This is a genomic window from Micromonospora thermarum (assembly GCF_012034245.1).
GTDB lineage: Bacteria > Actinomycetota > Actinomycetes > Mycobacteriales > Micromonosporaceae > Micromonospora > Micromonospora thermarum.
Genome location: NZ_JAATEO010000001.1, coordinates 293,976 through 311,094, shown reverse-complemented (window position 1 = coordinate 311,094; position 17,119 = coordinate 293,976). Strand labels below are relative to the sequence as shown.

The 17,119-nt window shown below is 72.6% G+C and carries 16 protein-coding genes; 5 read left to right on the top strand and 11 right to left on the bottom strand.

Features of this window, described 5'->3' with window-relative positions:
- Positions 1–49: 49 nt before the first annotated feature.
- Genes HCJ94_RS01530 through HCJ94_RS01520 form a run of 3 tightly spaced genes read right to left on the bottom strand, consistent with a single transcriptional unit; the run spans position 50 to position 2,320 of the window.
- Entirely contained in the window at positions 50–799 is a 750-nt protein-coding gene (locus HCJ94_RS01530) for a LamB/YcsF family protein (protein WP_167999120.1), read from the bottom strand.
- Positions 783–1,652, bottom strand: a complete 870-nt coding sequence (locus HCJ94_RS01525) for a 5-oxoprolinase subunit C family protein (RefSeq protein WP_167999119.1) — start codon at positions 1,650–1,652, stop codon at positions 783–785. Before HCJ94_RS01525 ends, HCJ94_RS01530 begins: the two co-directional genes overlap by 17 nt.
- Entirely contained in the window at positions 1,649–2,320 is a 672-nt protein-coding gene (locus HCJ94_RS01520; RefSeq protein WP_167999118.1) for a 5-oxoprolinase subunit B family protein, read from the bottom strand. Before HCJ94_RS01520 ends, HCJ94_RS01525 begins: the two co-directional genes overlap by 4 nt.
- A 109-nt stretch (positions 2,321–2,429) precedes the next feature.
- Between HCJ94_RS01520 and trhA the strand changes: the two genes are divergently transcribed.
- Entirely contained in the window at positions 2,430–3,107 is a 678-nt protein-coding gene (gene trhA / locus HCJ94_RS01515; RefSeq protein ID WP_167999117.1) for a PAQR family membrane homeostasis protein TrhA, read from the top strand.
- Positions 3,108–3,176: 69 nt separating this feature from the next.
- Here trhA and HCJ94_RS01510 read toward each other — a convergent pair whose 3' ends face one another.
- Positions 3,177–3,461 carry a DUF6458 family protein gene (locus HCJ94_RS01510; RefSeq protein ID WP_167999116.1) on the bottom strand — a complete coding sequence of 95 codons (285 nt, stop codon included), beginning with the start codon at positions 3,459–3,461 and terminating at the stop codon, positions 3,177–3,179.
- 115 nt (positions 3,462–3,576) lie between these two features.
- On the opposite strand from HCJ94_RS01510, the gene HCJ94_RS01505 reads away from it, so the two are divergent.
- A complete protein-coding gene (locus HCJ94_RS01505) occupies positions 3,577–4,113 on the top strand; it encodes a SixA phosphatase family protein (protein ID WP_167999115.1) in 537 nt (178 codons plus the stop codon).
- Positions 4,114–4,186: 73 nt separating this feature from the next.
- Here the strand turns inward: HCJ94_RS01505 and HCJ94_RS01500 are convergent, their stop codons facing one another.
- From HCJ94_RS01500 to HCJ94_RS01485, 4 genes are all read right to left on the bottom strand, one after another.
- Positions 4,187–4,456 (bottom strand): DUF6458 family protein, encoded by a 270-nt coding sequence (locus HCJ94_RS01500; protein ID WP_155329506.1) that lies wholly within the window; start codon positions 4,454–4,456, stop codon positions 4,187–4,189.
- 239 nt (positions 4,457–4,695) lie between these two features.
- The gene (locus tag HCJ94_RS01495) at positions 4,696–6,552 is read right to left on the bottom strand and encodes an acyl-CoA dehydrogenase (RefSeq protein ID WP_167999114.1); all 1,857 of its coding nucleotides are present in this window, start codon (positions 6,550–6,552) and stop codon (positions 4,696–4,698) included.
- Positions 6,553–6,718: 166 nt separating this feature from the next.
- Complete coding sequence (locus tag HCJ94_RS01490) at positions 6,719–7,846, bottom strand: PP2C family protein-serine/threonine phosphatase (RefSeq protein WP_167999113.1); 1,128 nt, start codon at positions 7,844–7,846, stop codon at positions 6,719–6,721.
- 100 nt (positions 7,847–7,946) lie between these two features.
- Positions 7,947–8,573, bottom strand: a complete 627-nt coding sequence (locus tag HCJ94_RS01485) for a septal ring lytic transglycosylase RlpA family protein (protein ID WP_309227101.1) — start codon at positions 8,571–8,573, stop codon at positions 7,947–7,949.
- Between the two features lie 186 nt (positions 8,574–8,759).
- Between HCJ94_RS01485 and HCJ94_RS01480 the strand changes: the two genes are divergently transcribed.
- Both HCJ94_RS01480 and HCJ94_RS01475 read left to right on the top strand, forming a co-directional pair.
- Positions 8,760–9,311: a phosphoribosyltransferase family protein gene (locus HCJ94_RS01480; RefSeq protein WP_167999111.1), complete on the top strand. Its 552-nt coding sequence runs from the start codon at positions 8,760–8,762 to the stop codon at positions 9,309–9,311.
- Between the two features lie 65 nt (positions 9,312–9,376).
- On the top strand, positions 9,377–9,808 hold the full coding sequence (locus HCJ94_RS01475) for an ASCH domain-containing protein (RefSeq protein ID WP_167999110.1): 432 nt from the start codon (positions 9,377–9,379) through the stop codon (positions 9,806–9,808).
- 104 nt (positions 9,809–9,912) lie between these two features.
- Here the strand turns inward: HCJ94_RS01475 and HCJ94_RS01470 are convergent, their stop codons facing one another.
- From HCJ94_RS01470 to HCJ94_RS01460, 3 genes are all read right to left on the bottom strand, one after another.
- On the bottom strand, positions 9,913–10,794 hold the full coding sequence (locus HCJ94_RS01470; RefSeq protein ID WP_167999109.1) for an LLM class flavin-dependent oxidoreductase: 882 nt from the start codon (positions 10,792–10,794) through the stop codon (positions 9,913–9,915).
- A 160-nt stretch (positions 10,795–10,954) separates the two neighbouring features.
- On the bottom strand, positions 10,955–12,592 hold the full coding sequence (locus HCJ94_RS01465) for a D-glucuronyl C5-epimerase family protein (RefSeq protein ID WP_167999108.1): 1,638 nt from the start codon (positions 12,590–12,592) through the stop codon (positions 10,955–10,957).
- Positions 12,593–12,736: 144 nt separating this feature from the next.
- Positions 12,737–14,692, bottom strand: a complete 1,956-nt coding sequence (locus HCJ94_RS01460; protein ID WP_167999107.1) for a cell wall-binding repeat-containing protein — start codon at positions 14,690–14,692, stop codon at positions 12,737–12,739.
- A 424-nt stretch (positions 14,693–15,116) separates the two neighbouring features.
- Here HCJ94_RS01460 and HCJ94_RS01455 point away from each other — a divergent pair, with 424 nt between their 5' ends.
- A complete protein-coding gene (locus tag HCJ94_RS01455; protein WP_167999106.1) occupies positions 15,117–17,084 on the top strand; it encodes a cell wall-binding repeat-containing protein in 1,968 nt (655 codons plus the stop codon).
- The last annotated feature ends 35 nt before the right edge of the window (positions 17,085–17,119 follow it).

Genomic DNA, 17,119 nt, shown 5'->3' with positions numbered 1-17,119 from the left:
GCAGGCCCGTCGCGTGGTCCGGCAGCACATTGCCGGACCACGCGACCGCTCACGCGAACGGAGTGAGCGGGACCCCCGCGTCGATGAGCGCGGCGCGGACCAGCTCGGCGCAGCGCACCGAGCCCGGTGTGTCGCCGTGCAGGCAGATCGACTCCACCGGGCAGGGGATCACCGTGCCGTCCACCGCGACCACGTTCCGCTCGGTGGCCATGAGAACTGCCCGCTGCGCCACCTGTTCCGGGTCGGTGACGAGAGCGTTCGGGGCGCCCCGGGGCACCAGCCGCCCGTTGGGCAGGTAGCCCCGGTCGGCGAAGCCCTCGGCGACCGCCCGCAGCCCGGCACCGGTCGCGAGCTGGGCGAGCACCGAGCCGGGCGGGCAGAGCAGCGGTAGCTGGTCGTCGTACTCGCCGACCGCGGCGACCAGCGCCGCCGCCTGAGACTCGTCGCAGGCGGCGGCGTGGTACAGGGCGCCGTGCGGCTTGAGGTAACGGACCCGGGTGCCGGCGACCCGGCAGAACGCGTCCAGGGCACCGAGCTGGTAGAGGACCTCGTCCCGCAGCTCGGCGAAATCGTAGGCGATGTGCCGCCGCCCGAAGCCGGTGAGGTCGCGGTAGCCGACCTGCGCACCCACCGCGACCCCGCGCTCGACCGCGCGGGCGCACACCCGCCGCATGGTGGGGGCGTCCCCGGCGTGGAAGCCGCAGGCGACGTTGGCCGAGGTGACCAGGTCGAGCAGCGCCGCGTCGTCGCCGAGCCGCCAGATGCCGAAGCCCTCCCCGAGGTCAGCGTTGAGGTCCATGGAACGTCACCGTAGTCCCTGGTCGGGCCTGTGCGAGCGGGGTCACGTCGGCCACCACCCCGATGACGGGGTACCCGCCGGTCGTCGGGTGGTCGGCGAGGAACACCAGCGGCTGGCCGTCCGACGGCACCTGCACCGCGCCGAGCACGAGCCCCTCGCTGGGCAGTTCCCCGGCCACCGCGCGGGGTAGCGCCGCGCCGGTCAGTCGCGCGCCGACCCGGTTGCTCACCGGCGAGACGGTGTACGCGCTGCCGAGCAGCCGGTCGAGCGCGAGCGGCGTGAACCAGTCGTCGCGCGGGCCGAGGCGCAGCGTCAGCCGCAGCTCGGCCGGGGGTGGCGCGGTGACGGTGACGTCCACCGGGGCGGGCGGGCCGGTCGGCGTACCCAGGGGGAGCCGGTCGCCGTCGCGCAGCGGGGGCGGACCCAGCCCGGAGAGGGTGTCCGTGGCGCGGCTGCCGAGCACCGGCTCCACGGCGATCCCTCCGGCGACCGCGAGCCACGACCGCAGGCCGGTGCGGGGTGGACCGATCCGGACCACCGCGCCGGCCGGTACGGCGAGCGGCCGGCCGACGTCACCGGGACGGGTGCCGACCCGGACGTCGGCGTCCGCCCCGGCGAGCGCCACCGCGGTGGCGCGGGTGAACCGCAGCGCGCACCCGGTCAGCGTGATCTCCAGACCGGCGGCGGGCTCGGGGTTGCCGACCAGCCGGTTGGCCAGCCGGAGGGCGGCCGGGTCGAGGGCGCCGGAGCGCGGCACGCCGAGGTGCGCCCAGCCGGGCCGGCCGAGGTCCTGCACCGTGGTGAGGGCGCCCGCCCGCAGCACCTCGACCGTGCCGCTGGTCGGCGCGGTCACGCCGGCACCAGCCGGACGCGGGTGCCGGGGGCGAGCCGGGCCGGCGGGTCGGCGTGCACGTCGAACAGGGGCAGTTCGGTCCGCCCGACGAGCAGCCAACCGCCGGGGGAGGCGGTCGGGTAGATCCCGGCGTACGGGCCGGCCAGGGCGACCGAGCCGGCGGGCACCCGGGGGCGGGGGCTCGCCAGCCGGGGCACGGACAACGCGGCGGGGAGCCCGGTGAGGTACGCGAACCCGGGCGCGAAGCCGCAGAAGGCCACCCGGAACTCCGTGGTGGTCAGCCGACGTACGACGGCCGACACGTCGACGCCCCAGTGGCCGGCGACGGTGGGCAGGTCCTCTCCGTCATAGGTCACCGGCACCTCCGCCGTGGCTGGCGGGGCGACGGTGGCGACCGGTGCCGGGGTCCAGCCGGCGAGGAGCGCCGTAGTGCGCTCCGGGTCGCGTACGCCGTCGAGCAGCACGGTGGCCGCGGCCGGGACGATCTCGACGGCGTCCAGCTCACCGCGTTCCCGCCGGCGCCACAGCTCCGCCCGCCACGCCTCCACCCGCGCCGCGACGGCTTCGTCCGGCCCGGTCATGTCACCCCCGGCGTCCGCGGTGCCCACGTCGGTCTCGCCGGCGCAGTCGAGCAGCAGGGCGTGGGCCCCGACCGGTCGGATCCGCATTCCGCCATCCTTCCGGACGGAGCCGCGTCGCCGTTTCCCCGGCACGCGTTCATCGGGCGTGACCGGACACACTACTTGCAAGTAACCTACGGTGTCGTAGCCTGTTGGCGTGACCACCTCCGCACCGCTTCGCCTCAAGCCGGTCGACATCGGCAAGCCGCGGATGCGCGGCTGGCTCCACACGTACGCCTTCTTCGCCGCACTCGTCTGCGGCATCGTGCTGTGCTCCATCGCCGCCGCCCGGCCCGGCTGGTCGCCGCTGATCAGCTGTCTCGTCTACAGCCTCACGGTCTGTGGCCTGTTCGGCACCAGCGCCCTCTACCACCGTCGCGTGTGGTCGGAGCGGGGCTACCAGATCATGCGCCGGATGGACCATTCGATGATCTTCGTGTTCATCGCCGGGACGTACACGCCGTTCTGTGTCCTCCTGCTGGAGCCCCGGCCCGCGACGGTGATGCTGTCGCTGGTGTGGGGTGGCGCTCTGGGTGGGGTGGCGCTCAAGCTCGTCTGGCCCCACGCCCCGCGGTGGGTCTCCGCGCCGCTCTACCTCGCGCTCGGCTGGGTCTCGGTGGCGATGCTGCCGGACATCCTCCGGGTCGGCGGCGTGACCGCCCTGGTCCTGCTGATCGTCGGTGGCGCCATCTACAGCGTCGGCGCCGTCTTCTACGCGCTGCGGCGGCCCAACCCCTGGCCGACCGTCTTCGGCCACCACGAGTTCTTCCACGCCTGCACCCTGGTGGCCGCGATCTGTCACCACATCGCGATCTACTTCGCCCTCTTCGTCTGAGGCGAAAGGAAGGGCCCCTTCCCGACGCCAAGCGGCGGTGGAAGGGGCCCTTCCTCGGCAGGGGAACCGTCAGACGGTCGGGCCCGGCCGGCGCACCTCGCGGTACTCCTGCACGACCCGGTCCTGCGCCGGCACGACGGGGTCGGCCACGACGCGCTCCTCGCGAACCGGCCGGGTGACCACCGTCCGGCGCCGGGAGTTCCAGAAGTAGAGGGTGACCAGCAGGCCCGCCACACCGGCGAGCATCAGCACCCAGCCGACCACGGCCAGGTCGAGCCATCCCAGATTCGCCTCGACGGCGAACGCGAAGATCGCGCCCAGCGCGATCAAGAAGATACTGCCACCAATGCCCATCTCGTCGCCTCCTCGGCTGTCACCTGGCGTTCCGGTCGCCGCGGCCATCGGTGAGGTTGCGGCAGGCATCGACTTACCCAGGCGGTGAGATCGCCAATCGGGCAAGCTTGAGGACATGACGGACCCGTACGCCCAGGCCCGCACGCTGGTGCTGCTCCGGCACTCGAAGGCGGAGCCACCCGACGACGGACCGGACGTGGAGCGCCCGCTGGCGGCGCGGGGTCGTGCCGACGCGGCGGCGGCCGGCGCGTGGCTCGCCAAGCACGCGTTACTGCCCGACGTGGTGATCTGCTCGACCTCCCGGCGCACCCGGGAGACCTGGCACGGTGTGGCGTTGGGCATGACCGGGACACCGCCGGAGGGCGGGTCGGCCGGGCCGGCACCCGCCGTCCACTACGCGGCGGACGCGTACGAGGCGCACCCGGAGGACCTGTTGGCCCTGGTGCGGCGGGTCGATCCGGCCGCCCGGACAGCGCTGCTCATCGCCCACAATCCCGGAATCTCGCTCTTGTCGGCACTTCTCGACCCGGAGCGGGCGGACCAGGAGGGGTTACGCACCAGCGACATCGAGGTGCACCGGACGGCGGCTGAGTGGGCGGAGCTGGGCAGGGCGGGAAGCGTCATCACAGCGCGGCACACGGCACGCGGTTAACCCTCGACGCCGACACACGCCCTGAGCGCGGCACCGGTGGGGTGCGTGGCTCAGGGCGTGGTCGTCGTGGAGATCAGGACGGTGGCGCGGTGGGCGGCGGCGGGTCGGGAGGCGGCGGCATCATCGCGGTGGGGTGCGACAGCCGGTTCTCCTCCACGATCAGCGTTCGTGCCCGCTTGCGACGGTCCTGCCAGAACCAGAGCGTGGTGAGCAGGACGGCGAGTCCGGCCAGGATGAACACCCAGCCGACCGCGCGTAGATCGAGCCACCAGACGTTGGCCCGGATGGCGAAGGTGAGGATCGCTCCGACAGCGATCAGGAAGATGCCGCTACCAATGCCCATGTGCGCTGCACTCCCCCGTGCGGTGGCTCTGGGCGTTCTCTGCCGTGGTCCGCGGTGGATACCCGTCGTGAGCTGCGGCTACCCGCACGACACCCGAAAACATGGGCCGCCGCCCGCCCGGACGGCACCCTCCCCGGAGCAACACGACGGCCGGCGGGTCGGCACCCGCCGGCCGTCGTGACCAGCTCACTCCCGGGTCGGGCCCGGGCTCACCACACCCTTGAGCGGCGTGGCGTGACTCAGAAGGCCTCCTCCGGGAGGTCCATGACGTCCAGGTCGGCGTTCTCGATGATCCGCCGGTCGGCACCGATGCGCGGCAGCACCTCGCGGGCGAAGAACCGGGCAGCGGCCACCTTGCCGGTGTAGAACGCCTTGTCGGACGCGGACACCTCACCGCCGAGCGCCTTCAGGGCGACGTCGGCCTGCTTCTGGAGCAGCCAGCCCACGACCAGGTCACCCACCGCCAGCAGGAACCGGCGGCTGCTCAGGCCGACCTTGTACAGGGCCCGGGCGTCGCCGCCCTGCGCCTCGCCCAGCCAACCGGTCATCACGCCGAGGATGGTCTGGATCTCGGCGAGCGCCTTGCCGAGCGCCTGCCGCTCCTCCTTGAGCTGGCCGTTGCCGCCCTCGGTGGCGATGAACTCCTGGATCTCGCCGGCGACCGCCATCAGGGCCTTGCCGTTGTCCCGGACGATCTTCCGGAAGATCAGGTCGAGGCTCTGGATCGCGGTGGTGCCCTCGTACAGGGTGTCGATCTTGGCGTCCCGGACGTACTGCTCCAGCGGGTAGTCCTGGAGGAAGCCGGAACCGCCGAAGGTCTGGAGCGACTCGTGGCCGAGCAGCTCGTACGCCCGCTCCGAGCCGACGCCCTTCACCAGCGGGAGCAGCAGGTCGTTGACCCGCTTGGCCAGCTTGGTGGCCTTCTCGTCGCCGGCCGCCTCGGCGATGGCGACCTTGTCCTGCCAGCTGGCGGTGTAGCAGACCAGCGCGCGCAGACCCTCGGCGTACGACTTCTGCAGCAGCAGCGAGCGGCGCACGTCCGGGTGGTGGGTGATGGTGACCCGCGGCGCGGTCTTGTCGGTCATCTGGGTCAGGTCGGCGCCCTGCACCCGGTTCTTGGCGTACTCGAGCGCGTTCAGGTAACCGGTCGAGAGCGTGGCGATCGCCTTCGTGCCGACCATCATCCGGGCGTACTCGATGATCATGAACATCTGCCGGATGCCGTCGTGCTTCTCACCCAGCAGCCAGCCCTTGGCCGGCACGCCGTGCTCGCCGAAGGTCACCTCGCAGGTGTTGGAGACCTTCAGGCCCATCTTGTGCTCGACGTTGGTGGCGTAGACGCCGTTGCGCTCGCCCAGCTCGCCGGTCTCCTCGTCGAAGTGGTACTTCGGGACGACGAAGAGCGAGAGCCCCTTGGTGCCGGCACCGCCGACGCCCTCGACGCCGACCGGGCGGGCCAGCACGTAGTGGACGATGTTGTCGGAGAGGTCGTGCTCACCCGAGGTGATGAAGCGCTTGACGCCCTCGATGTGCCACGAGCCGTCCGGCTGCGGGATGGCGCGGGTGCGGCCGGCGCCGACGTCCGAGCCGGCGTCCGGCTCGGTCAGCACCATCGTCGAGCCCCACTGCTTCTCGATGAAGAGCTTGGCCCACTTCTTCTGCTGCTCGGTGCCCTCGACGTGCAGGACGTGCGCGAAGGACGGGCCGGACGCGTACATCCAGATCGGGGCGTTGGCGCCCAGCACCAGCTCGGCGAGAGACCACCAGAGCGCGCGGGGGGCGTTCGAGCCGTCCAGCGCCTCGGGCAGGTCCAGCCGCCAGAACTCGGAGTCCATGAAGGCCTTGTACGACTTCTTGAACGACTCCGGCAGCGGCGCGGTGTGCGTCGCCGGGTCGAACACCGGCGGGTTGCGGTCGCTGTCCGTGTAGCTGGCCGCGAGGTCCTCGCGGGCCAGGCGGTCGACCTCGGAGAGGAAGCTGCGGGCGGTGTCGACGTCCAGCTCCGTGTACGGCGCCTGGCCGAACGTCCGGTCCGCCCCGAAGACCTCGAACAGGTTGAACTCGAGGTCCCGAAGGTTGCTCTTGTAGTGGGTCATGCTCGCTGGCCCCGCTTCCGGACAGGTGTGTTACCGATCAGTAACCCCGACTGTATTACTCACGGGTAGGCAGCGACAAGCCGATCGGCGAAGTGACAGCGATTACACACTTCCCGTTCAGGTACGCAGGCACGGACCGCAACAGGGTGGAAACGCCACGGCGAACTCAGCCCTCGGCCGCCCCGACCTCCCAGCTCGGCACGGCGGCGGTGACCCCGCTCCGGGCACCCGTGTACTCCATCAGCACCAGCGCGATGTCGTCGTCGAGCCGGCCGTGGACCCACTCCACCAGGGCGGTCTCCAGGGACGCCAGCCCGTCGGCGACCGTCCCGTGACCGAGGAGCCGCCAGGCCCGGTCGGCCGTCGGGAAGAACTCACCGTCCCTCCGGGCCTCGCCCAGCCCGTCGGTGAACAGCAACAACCGGTCCCCGGGCTCCAGCCGCTCGACCCGGGGCCGGACCACCGGCATGAACCCGAGCGGCGGCGCCGGCGCCGGCGGTTCGAGGGGGATGACCGCGCCGTGACGCAGCAGCAGCGGAGGCGGGTGCCCGCAGTTGACGATCGTCAGTGTGCCACCGCGCTCCTCGACCAGGGCGGCGGTCACGAAGTCCTCGTCGCCCACGCTGCGGGCCACCGCCCGGTCCAGGTCGGCGACGACGGCCCGCAGGTCGGCCCGCTCGTACGCCACGTGCCGGTACGAACCCAGGACGATGCTCGCCAGTCGGACCGCGTCCAGGCCCTTCCCCCGGACGTCGCCGATGATCATGCGTACGCCGTACGGGGTGTCGAGCGCCTCGTACAGGTCACCGCCGATCTCCGCCGTGGCCGTGGACGAGATGTAGCGGGCGGCGACCGCGAGGGACCCCACCTGCGGGCCGAGCGGGCGGAGCACCGCCTGCTGGGCCACCGCGGCGAGCTTCGACAGCTCCGCGATCTGCTCGGCCTGCCGCTGGCGTACCGCCGCCGTGGCCGCGGCGAGCGCCGTGCCCAGCGCGATACCGGCGACCGCGACCGACGTGGAGAGCGAGACGGTCTCCTCGCCCAGCGCGAAGCTCGCGCCGAGGACGGTCGCGGCCGCGCCCACGCCCAGCACGACCCGCCACGAGGCCAGGGCCGCGGCGAGGAACGGCGCGGCGACCATCAGGGCGATGTAGTTCGCGCCCCGCCCGTCCGCCAACTCCACCGCGGACACGAGTGCGAGCAGGCCGAGGGCCGCGCCGAGGCCGGCGCGGGATCCGGGGCTCAGCGGGCCGCGGCCCGACTGGAAGGCGTGCGTGCGTACGAGGGACAGCATGCCTGATCGACGTGAAACGGTGAATGAACCTGGCCCGACGTCCGAGGTGGATCTGGCCGGGCGGACCCCGTCGCCGACCCGATCGCCGTCCCGCACCCGCTCAGCCCAGGACCTCGTACCGGACCTCGACGTGGCCCGCGTCCAGGGAGGCGATCGCCGCGAACGCCGCGCGGGACAGATCCAGGCAACGTCCCTCGATGAACGGGCCGCGGTCGTTGATCCGGACGGTCACCGACTTGCCGGTCGCAGGGTTGGTGACCCGCACCTTCGTGTCGAACGGCAGGGTCTTGTGCGCGGCGGTCATCGCCGACGGGTCGAACGTCTCGCCGTTGGCCGTGAGCTGCCCGTCGGAGTAGAAGGAGGCGCCGCAGGAGCCGGTGTCGACGACGGGACGGGCGGTGCTGGTCCTCGTGGCGGTCGGCTTCGGCGTGGCGGTGCGCGGCTTGCTCCGCGACGGGGCCTGCGTCGAGCGGGTGGCCTTCGGGCTCGCCGTCGGGCTCGGGGAGCTGCTGGTGCTCGGCGACGCCGTCGGCGAGGTGGGGGCGGCGCTGGTCGGCACGCCGGTGGGTGCCAGGTCGACGGCGGCCGGCCGCTCGGCCTCCGCGCCGGAGGTCAACTGCACGGCGCCGACGGTGCCTCCGACCGCGAGGATCACACCGAGCGCCGCGGTGGCCGCGATGCCGGTCGGGGAGGAGAACCTACGGGGACGCGAGTGCCTGCCAGCCACCAGCCCGGTCCTTTCGTCTTCGGAACAAACCGGGTCGGACCGTAACGAGAGAAGCACTTCCGAAGTCAACGTGATCATAGGGGTATGGCCCTAATTGCGGTGAAACGTGTAGCCGATCATCCGACCCGGGGTGGCCCGCCCGACCACGGCCCGCGGCCGCGCGATCGATGCCGCAGGATGGAGTACGTGCCCGCTGAGCTGAGCAGACGCCTTACCGAGCTGATCCGCTGGATCGATCCCGGCCCCGGTGCCAGCCACCTGGTCAGCGACGTCTCCGGCTGGTGGCGCGACCCGTCGGTGCTCGCCGATCTCGGGCCGGCCCTGGTGGAGCCGTTCCGGTCCGCCCGGCCGACCGTGGTCGTCTCCCCGGCCGTCACCGGATACCTGCTCGGGCCCCTCGCCGCCACCGCGCTCGGCGTCGGCTTCGTCGCCGCGCACAAGCCGGGCGACGGGCGCCTGCCCGCCGGCACGCTGACCTGGGCGCAGAGCCCACCGGACTTCCGCGGTCGCCAGGTCGACCTGGCCGTCCGCGACCGGCACCTCGGGCCGGGCGACCGGGTGCTGGTGGTGGACGACTGGGTGGCCACCGGGGCCCAGGTACGCGCCCTCTACGAGATCTGCGCGGCGCGCGACGCGCAGGCGGTCGGCACGGCCGCGGTGGTGGCCGACTGCCCACCGGAGGTCGCGGCCGAACTGCGTGTCCGGAGCCTGCTCACCGGTGCCGACCTCGCACCGTGATGCCGGAGCGCCCCGCCCACAACAGGCGACCTCGGCGCGCGGGCGGCGGCGGTAGCGTCGGCAGGATGTGGCCTCGGATCGGCGGACTGCGCACCCTTGACCTCGGGACGCCCGGGGAGATGCGGACGAACCTGAACACCCTCGTGCTCGCCGGGGTGAAGCAGGCCACCGCCGGCCTCCTCAGCGAGTACGAGCAGGAGGGCGAGGAACCGGAGCACGTGGGCGAGCGGCTCGCGCTCGTCGACGACCACGACGGACTCGTCGCCGTCGTGGAGGTCACCGGCGTCGAGGTGGTCCCCTTCACCGGGGTCTCCTGGGACTTCGCCCGCTCGGAGGGTGAGGGTGACCGGTCGATCGAGGAGTGGCGTGCCGGCCACGCGGCGTTCTGGGCCCGGGCCGGTACGCCCGTCGAGGACGACAGCCCCATCGTGTGCGTCCGCTTCCGGCTGGTCTCGGCCGGCGACGGCGGCATCACCACCGGCGACCTCGGCACCTGAGGCACGCGGACGGCTGCCGGACGCCGACCGTTCATCCGGCGGCGTACGCCACGGCGGGCAGCGTCTCCCGCGCGTGGCCAGGCCGGCGTCGCGGCACCCCGGGCTCAGGCGCGGCGCAGCTCGGGCAGGAGGCGGGTGGCGACGTCCACCAGGACCTCCTCGTCGCCCGCGTACCAGCTGCTGGCGCGGGGCCAGTGGGTGACCACGTCGGTGAAGCCGAGCGTGGCGGCACGCCCCACCTGTTCGGCGAAGAAGTCGGCACCGCGGAGGGAGAACTCCGGCGCCGAGTCGAGCGAGAGGTACCGGTCCAGCGAGGCCGGATCGCGCCCCTCGGCAGCGAGCGTCTTGTCCATCCGCGCCACCAGCTCGGCGACGCCGTCCCACCAGGCGGCCAGGTCGTCGCCGCCGGAACCGGTGGTGACCCAGCCCTGACCGAAGCGCGCGACGAGTCGCATGGAGCGGGGCCCGTTGGCGGCCACCACGAACGGCACCCGCGGGATCTGCACGCACCCGGGGTTGTTGCGCGCGTCCACGGCGGTGAACCAGTCGCCGCGCCAGGTCGTACCGTCCTCGCGCAGCACCAGGTCGAGCAGCTCCAGGAACTCGGCGAACCGGTCCACCCGCTGTCGGGGCGGCAGGGTCTCCCCGCCCAGCACGGCGGAGTCGAACCCGATGCCGCCCGCGCCGACGCCGAGCAGGACCCGCCCGCCGGACACGTCGTCGAGGGCGGTGATCTGCCGGGCGAAGGCCGCCGGGTGCCGGAAGTTCGGCGAGGCGACCAGGGTGCCGAGGCGGATCCGGCGGGTCACCGTCGCCGCCGCGGTGAGGGTGGTCATCGAGTCGAACCACGGCCCGTCGACCAGGTCCCGCCAGCCGAGGTGGTCGTACGTCCAGGCGTGGTCGAAGCCCCACTCGTCCGCCTGCTGCCAGCGACGCTGGGAATCCGACCAGCGCTGGTCGGGGAGGATCACGATGCCGATGCGCATGATCGCCAGCGTATCGGCCGGCCGCCCCGGCGGTCCGGTACCGCCGTACCGCGGCGCCGGAGAGCGGGCCCGGTCCGGGCCCGCTCCAGCAACCCTCGTGGTGAGAGGACGGACACGAGACTGCCCGTTGGTGGTTGCGTCGGGCGGAGGTGCGCGACGGTCACCTGCCGGTCAGGGTGGTGAGGCCCACCCAGCGGCCGGCGTACGTGCCGGAGGCCAGCCGGTAGTGCTGGACACCGTTGAGGACGGCCCGCATGTCGACGCTCACGTTGTCACCGACGGCGAGGTCGGTGACGACCGAGGTCATCTGCCCGGCCGAGTCGATGGTGTACGCCTTGACCGGCGCGGCGGCGACCACGGCCGGCCGCGGGATGCGGTAGCCGATCGCCGCCGCCCTCCCGATCTGGTACGACTTGCCGGGGATCTCCTTGACCAGGTAACCGCTCAGGGATCCGCCGCTGATGGCGTACCAGATGCCGGTCTGGCGCATCACCTTGTGCCGTTCCGACGACGGCGCGTTGCTGCGCCGCGTCAGGGTGAGCCGCTTCGTCGCCAGGACCGTGCCGGCCGCGTCGAACTTGTAGCCGACGTGCTCCCCGGCGGCGAGCATGATCGTCCCGGCCACTCCGCGCGGCGGGTGGTCGGAGTAGTACAGGTCCATGATCTGGGCGAAGATGGAGTCGCCGGTGATGGCGTGCAGCACGGAGTGCTGACCGATGTGCGTGGTGTGGTAGTTGCCCGCGTCCTTCTGGTGGGTGAGGCAGTACTTGCTCCGCCACTGGCGGGTCCGGATGAGGTGGTGGACGTCGCGGGCGGTGGTGATCGCGCCCTGGAGGATCAGCTTGGCCCGGGCGTCGCGGCTCATGCTCCAGTAGTCCCAGAGGCCGAAGGCCGAGAAGATGTGCCCGTTGTAGGTCAGGTCGCCCCGCACCTCCGTGGGGTGCGCGTACTCCTCCAGCCAGAGCAGCCCGTCCTTGACGTACACCCCCCACGGCTTGCCGGCCACCGGCGGGACCAGGTAGGACGCGAACGTCGCGTCGGCCGCCTCGCGCCAGCGGCTGCCCCTGCCCAGGATCTGCGCCAGCCGGACGAAGAGGCTCATCGCCTGGCCCTGGGCCATCATCGAGTACCACGGCGTCTCGTAGATGTCGGCGGAGCGGTGCATGGCGTGCCGGAAGGTGTACGGGTAGAACCAGCCCCCCTCATGGACGACCCGCCGGTCGATCAGGCGCTGCGCCTGCGCCATCGCCCGCTGGAGGTACCACTGGTAGCCGGTGACGCGGTAACTCTCCAGCAGGTTGAGGCCGTACTGGGCCTGGTTGACGGGATGGTCGTAGAGCGTCCCGCCGAGCAGCGCCATGCGGACGCCGTGCTCGTCGTGCGGGCCCGCGTCGACCATCGGCAGCCGGACGTTGCTGTGGTACGGCCGCAGGGTCTCCGGCAGGTCCCGGATGTCGAATGGGTCGTAACGGAACGTGAACGGCACCTCCGCCGCGGCCGCGTCGCTGCTCAGCGTGCGTGCCGCGTCGGAGGGACCGCTGGCGAACTGCCGGCCCTGCTTCGCGGACAGGCGGGGCGCCTCCGCGACCGCGGACGCCGGCTGCGGGGGGCTGATCTCGTACGCCGGGTCGATGACTCCCGGGCCCCCGGGCCCGACCCACCGCCCGGTCGCCGTGGGTGTCACGGGAGCCGCCTCGGCCGCGCCCGCCGCCACCAGCGGCGCCACGCCGGCCGCCCCCACCACCGTCAGGACCTGCCGGCGGGACCAGGACCCGGCGCCAGTGTCTTTCTCTGCCATCACTGTCTCCCTTCACCACGTCCGGCCCTGGCTTGACGGCCGGTCGCGTGCCCCCGCATGGGACGGGACGCGCTCACGCGTCCTCCTAACACGACAGAGGGGCCCGGTCGGTTGCGACCGGGCCCCTCTGTCATCCGTTCTCGCTCAGCGGCCGGCGAGACGCTCGCGGGCCTGCTTGGCGGCGGCGACGGCCTGCTCGACCGTCCGCATGTCGCCCTCACCGCTGACGGCCTGCGTCCGCAGCGTCGTCGTCTGGCTCCGCTCGCCGATGACGTCGGTGGTGTTGCTCAGCAGGCTGGAGCCGAGCGGGCCGGCGATCCAGGTGCCGATCTGGCTCCGCTGCGCGTCGGTGACCACCGCGGCCGAGCCGAAGACCAGGCCGGTGTGGATGGAGCCGCTGGCCTCGTCCAGCAGCAGCTGAGTCTCGAACGCGAGGTTGGCCCCGGTGCCCGGGGTGATCAGCAGCGGGCCGTTGAGGCGACCCATCAGGGCACCACCAGCGAGCGCGTCCGGCCAGTCGTAGCCGGTGGCGACGCCCGCGTACCGCTGCCCCCCGAAGAACGTCCAGGCGGTGTACAGCGCAGTCTCGTACCGGTTCTCACCCCACACCTCGACGGTGGTCGGGTCGTACGCGAGCCCGGCGGCAGCGGCGTACCGGCCGACCCCGAAGAGGGTGCGCTCGCTCTGCGGCAGCGTGTCGAGGAACGCCTTGGTGGCTGGCGTGATCACCGTGTCCTTGGTGAGCAGAACGACCGCGGTCGGGACGCCCTCCCCCTGGTACGAGCCGGCCGCAGCGCCGGCCGCGAGCGCGTCCGGGAAGTTGGTGCCGGTGGCGAGCAGGACCAGGTCCGGCGTCGGGTCGATCTCCTTGGCGATCTCCACCGAGGTGGCGTACCGGTCGGGGCCGGCCAGCCGCTTGACGGTGTAGCCGAGCGCCGCGGCCTGGTCGGCGACGGCGGCGGCGAGCGCACCCTCGCTGCCCAGCAGGTAGACCGTGCCACCCGGGGCCAGGACCCGCTGCATCTCGGCGGCGGTCCGGGCGTCCAGGCCGTTCGGCGGAGTCAGCAGCAGGGGGCCGCCCTTGACGGCCGCCAGCGCCGAGCCGCTGAGCGCGTCGGCGAACATGTCCGACCGGGACAGCACGACGGTGTTGGCCCGCTCGCGCTTGTCCGCGCTGTCCGTGTGGGTGGCCCAGTGCGACTGGGCGACGGCGATCGCCGTCGTGTACCGGTTCTGGCCGGAGAGCCGGACCACCCGGTCCTTGTTGCGCGGCTGGTACGCCGGCACGCCGACGGTGTCCGAGACCTTGGTCGGGTTGGCCGCGGCCGAACCGTTGGACGGCGCGCTCGACACCGTGGCACCCCGGGTGAACGCGATGGTCGCGCCGTTGGGCGACCAGGTCGGGTGGTCGTTGGCGCTGGCGTTGTCCGCCACCACGACCTCGTTCTCGCCGGCCAGGTCGGAGACGATGATCTGGCCACCGCGGACGAACGCGACCTTCGTGCCGTCCGGCGAGATCGACGGGTTGGAGCCGTCCGCGTCGACGACGGTGATCCGCTGGTCGGCGGGCTTGGCCGGGTCATAGAGCACCACGGCCGGGGTGCCGGTCGGCGACCCGGACCCGTTGTCGGCCATCCGCTGGAACACGACCTTGCCGCTGGGCCCGCCGTCCGGGTTCTGGTAGTGCATGCCGTCGTTCGGCGTGAGCTGCCCGGGCTCCCAGCCCGACGAGCTCGCGGCCCCCCGGATGACCCACTTGGAACCCGGGTCCTTCCGCTGCTCTCCCCAGACGACACTGCTGCCGCCACCCCGCCAGGACAGGCCGCGACGGGTGACGCTCTCGTTTGGTAGCGCGATGTACCAGTCCGGGGCCTCGGCGTTGAACCGCATCGACGTGATGCCGCCGCCGTCCACGTCTGGGCCGATGTACGCGAAGCGGCTGCCGTCCGGCGACCACGCCGCGTCGCGCATCTTCTCGATGTTGGCGATCTGCGTACGGGACGCGTCCCCGTACACCTGCATGACGGTGGAGCCGCTGTTGGTGGTCGTGAGCACGCTGCCGGAGCCGGCGAGGCTCGCCTGGGCGGCGGGCGCGGACACGACGAGGGTGGTGGAACCGAGCGCGAGGGCCGAGGCGACGGCTGCGGACCTGCGAAGGGAAGATGGAGGCAAGGGAACTCCCCGCTGAAATGAGACGCGCCGTGAAGAGGCACCCGTCTGCCGGCCAGTCCGGCACGGGGCGGCGCAGATGGTCAGAACCTTAGAAGATCCTTTGCTCGACCGCTGCCCCGGATCGCCGCCGACGCGATTCTCTGACCGAACGGCTGAGGCAACGGGTGGACCAGGCAGGCCGGAAGCAGCTCACGCCGTACGCGCCGGCCCTGACTGCTCACTCAGCGTGCCCGCACGGGTACGTCGCGGGACTGCGCCGGCGGCGGCCGTCCTCTACAGTGAAGCCCGCGCCACACCGGCCGGCCCGGCCGCCGACCCCGCAACCGGCGCAATCGTCTTCCGAGGAGCTTCCTTGCTTCGACCTTCCCTTCGGCGCCGCTCGGGAGCGGGCGCCATCGTGCTCGCCATCGGCGCGACCACCCTGTTCGGCGGTGCCGGCACCGCGCACGCCACCCACGGCCCCAGCGGCGAGCTGACCTCCAGCGATGGCACGCACACCCTGGTCACCGGCGATGGTGTGGGCATCGGCTCGGCGGACTACACAATCACCGACGCCGCCTGGTCGCCGGACGGTAGCCGGGCCGTGTTCGTCACCGGCTACGGCGACATCGCGACAATCGGCGACAGCATGGAGGTCTACCCGATCGCCGAGGCGCAGACCGACGTCACCCGTGCCACGCCGGAGTGGGTCGGCGACGGGTCGACCGTGGTCTGGGCCGCCAAGGAGGCCGGCAGCCCGTGGCGGATCGAGGGATCCGTCAGCGCCGTCGGCTTCGACGTGGTGCGCCGCTCGCCGGACGACGGCAACCACTACTCGGAGCCGGACACCAACGGCAGCTCACGTCTCGTGGTGCAGCGGCAGGCCGCCGACAGCGCCGGCAACGCCGTCGGCACACCGGAGATCGGCTTCCTCGACGGCAGCACGTACACGCGCATCGCCACGGACGCCGCGAGTCCCACCATCTCGGCCGACGGCTCGAAGGTCGCCTTCGTGCGTGGCGAGCAGATCTGGGTGCGGGGCACCGCCGCAGGCGCCGCCGAGGTCCAGGTCACGATCGGCGGGACGGCCAAGGCCGACCCGGTGCTCAACGCTGACGGCAAGACGGTCGCCTTCGCGCAGGGGGGCACGACCGTCGGGACGGCCCCCACCACCGCCGGCGCCCCGGTGACCACCATCCCGTACCTCCCCGGCGTGCCGGACTACCGTCCGGCGAAGAAGGACCGGGTGGTCCGCCTCGCCGGCAGCGACCGCTACGGCACCGCCTCGGCCATCTCCCAGTCGCACTGGGCGAGCCACAGCAACGCCTCCGACCCGCGCGCCAAGGCCACGGTCGCGGTCCTGTCGCGGTCCGACACCTTCGCCGACGCGCTCGGCGGGTCCGCCCTGGCGGCGGCGAAGAACGGGCCCCTGCTGATGACCCCGACCACCACGCTCGCGCCGGCGGTCGCCACCGAGCTGACCCGGGTCCTCAAGCCGGGCAGCACCGTCTACCTGCTCGGCAGCGCGGCCGGTGCGCTCTCCACCACCGTGGAGAACCAGGTTCGCTCGCTGGGCTTCACGCCCGTCCGGCTCGCCGGCACCGACCGTTACGCCACCTCGATCGCGATCGCCAACGCCATCGACCCGACGCCGGACAAGGTGCTCGCCGCCACCGGCGCGAACTTCCCGGACGCCCTCGCCGCGGGTGCGGCCGCCGGCGCCCAGAACCTGCCCGGCAAGGGCACCTCGGCCGTCGTGATCCTCACCAAGGACAGCACCCTCACCCCGGCCACCCTGAGCTACTTCGACGCGCTGCCCGCCAGCACGGAGATCTACGGCATCGGCCTCTGGGGGGACATCGCCACCCGGCCGTACGGCGGGATCCCGGTCTCCGGGTCGACCCGCTACGAGACGGCGCTGTACGTCGCCTATGCCTTCTTCGGTGGCTATCAGCACATCGGGGTGGCCACCGGGGCCAACTGGCCGGACGCGCTCGCCGGCGGCGCCCTGATGGGGTCGCTCGACGCGCCGCTGATCCTCGCCCCCGGCACCGCCGGTCAGGTCGGGGACGAGATCTGGTACCTGGGTGAAGAGATGGCGGGCTCGGTTCACACGGGCCTGGTCTTCGGCTCCGCCGCGGTCATGAACGACGTGCAGCGCAACGGGCTGGGCTTCCACATCAGCGGTCCCGCCGGGTACACCCCAGTGACGAACGCGACCGACGTGCTCCGGACGACGGACGGCACAAGCACCGCCACGGCTCGGGCCTCCGCCCCGCGTGACGGCGCCGACGTCGCCGCCGCCGTCAAGGCCGGCAAGGAGCGGCTCGCCGAGCGGTAGGACCGACCCGACACGCACGGGGCCCGGCCGTTTTC

Excerpts from the sequence above, each read along its gene's own strand:
- HCJ94_RS01510 (WP_167999116.1), bottom strand. The coding sequence starts at position 3,461 with ATGGGCATTGGTGGCAGTATCTTCTTGATCGCGCTGGGCGCGATCTTC.
- HCJ94_RS01465 (WP_167999108.1), bottom strand. The coding sequence starts at position 12,592 with ATGGCAGAGAAAGACACTGGCGCCGGGTCCTGGTCCCGCCGGCAGGTC.
- HCJ94_RS01520 (WP_167999118.1), bottom strand. The coding sequence starts at position 2,320 with ATGCGGATCCGACCGGTCGGGGCCCACGCCCTGCTGCTCGACTGCGCC.
- HCJ94_RS01505 (WP_167999115.1), top strand. The coding sequence starts at position 3,577 with ATGACGGACCCGTACGCCCAGGCCCGCACGCTGGTGCTGCTCCGGCAC.
- HCJ94_RS01500 (WP_155329506.1), bottom strand. The coding sequence starts at position 4,456 with ATGGGCATTGGTAGCGGCATCTTCCTGATCGCTGTCGGAGCGATCCTC.
- HCJ94_RS01475 (WP_167999110.1), top strand. The coding sequence starts at position 9,377 with ATGTGGCCTCGGATCGGCGGACTGCGCACCCTTGACCTCGGGACGCCC.
- HCJ94_RS01495 (WP_167999114.1), bottom strand. The coding sequence starts at position 6,552 with ATGACCCACTACAAGAGCAACCTTCGGGACCTCGAGTTCAACCTGTTC.
- HCJ94_RS01490 (WP_167999113.1), bottom strand. The coding sequence starts at position 7,846 with ATGCTGTCCCTCGTACGCACGCACGCCTTCCAGTCGGGCCGCGGCCCG.
- HCJ94_RS01470 (WP_167999109.1), bottom strand. The coding sequence starts at position 10,794 with ATGCGCATCGGCATCGTGATCCTCCCCGACCAGCGCTGGTCGGATTCC.
- HCJ94_RS01530 (WP_167999120.1), bottom strand. The coding sequence starts at position 799 with ATGGACCTCAACGCTGACCTCGGGGAGGGCTTCGGCATCTGGCGGCTC.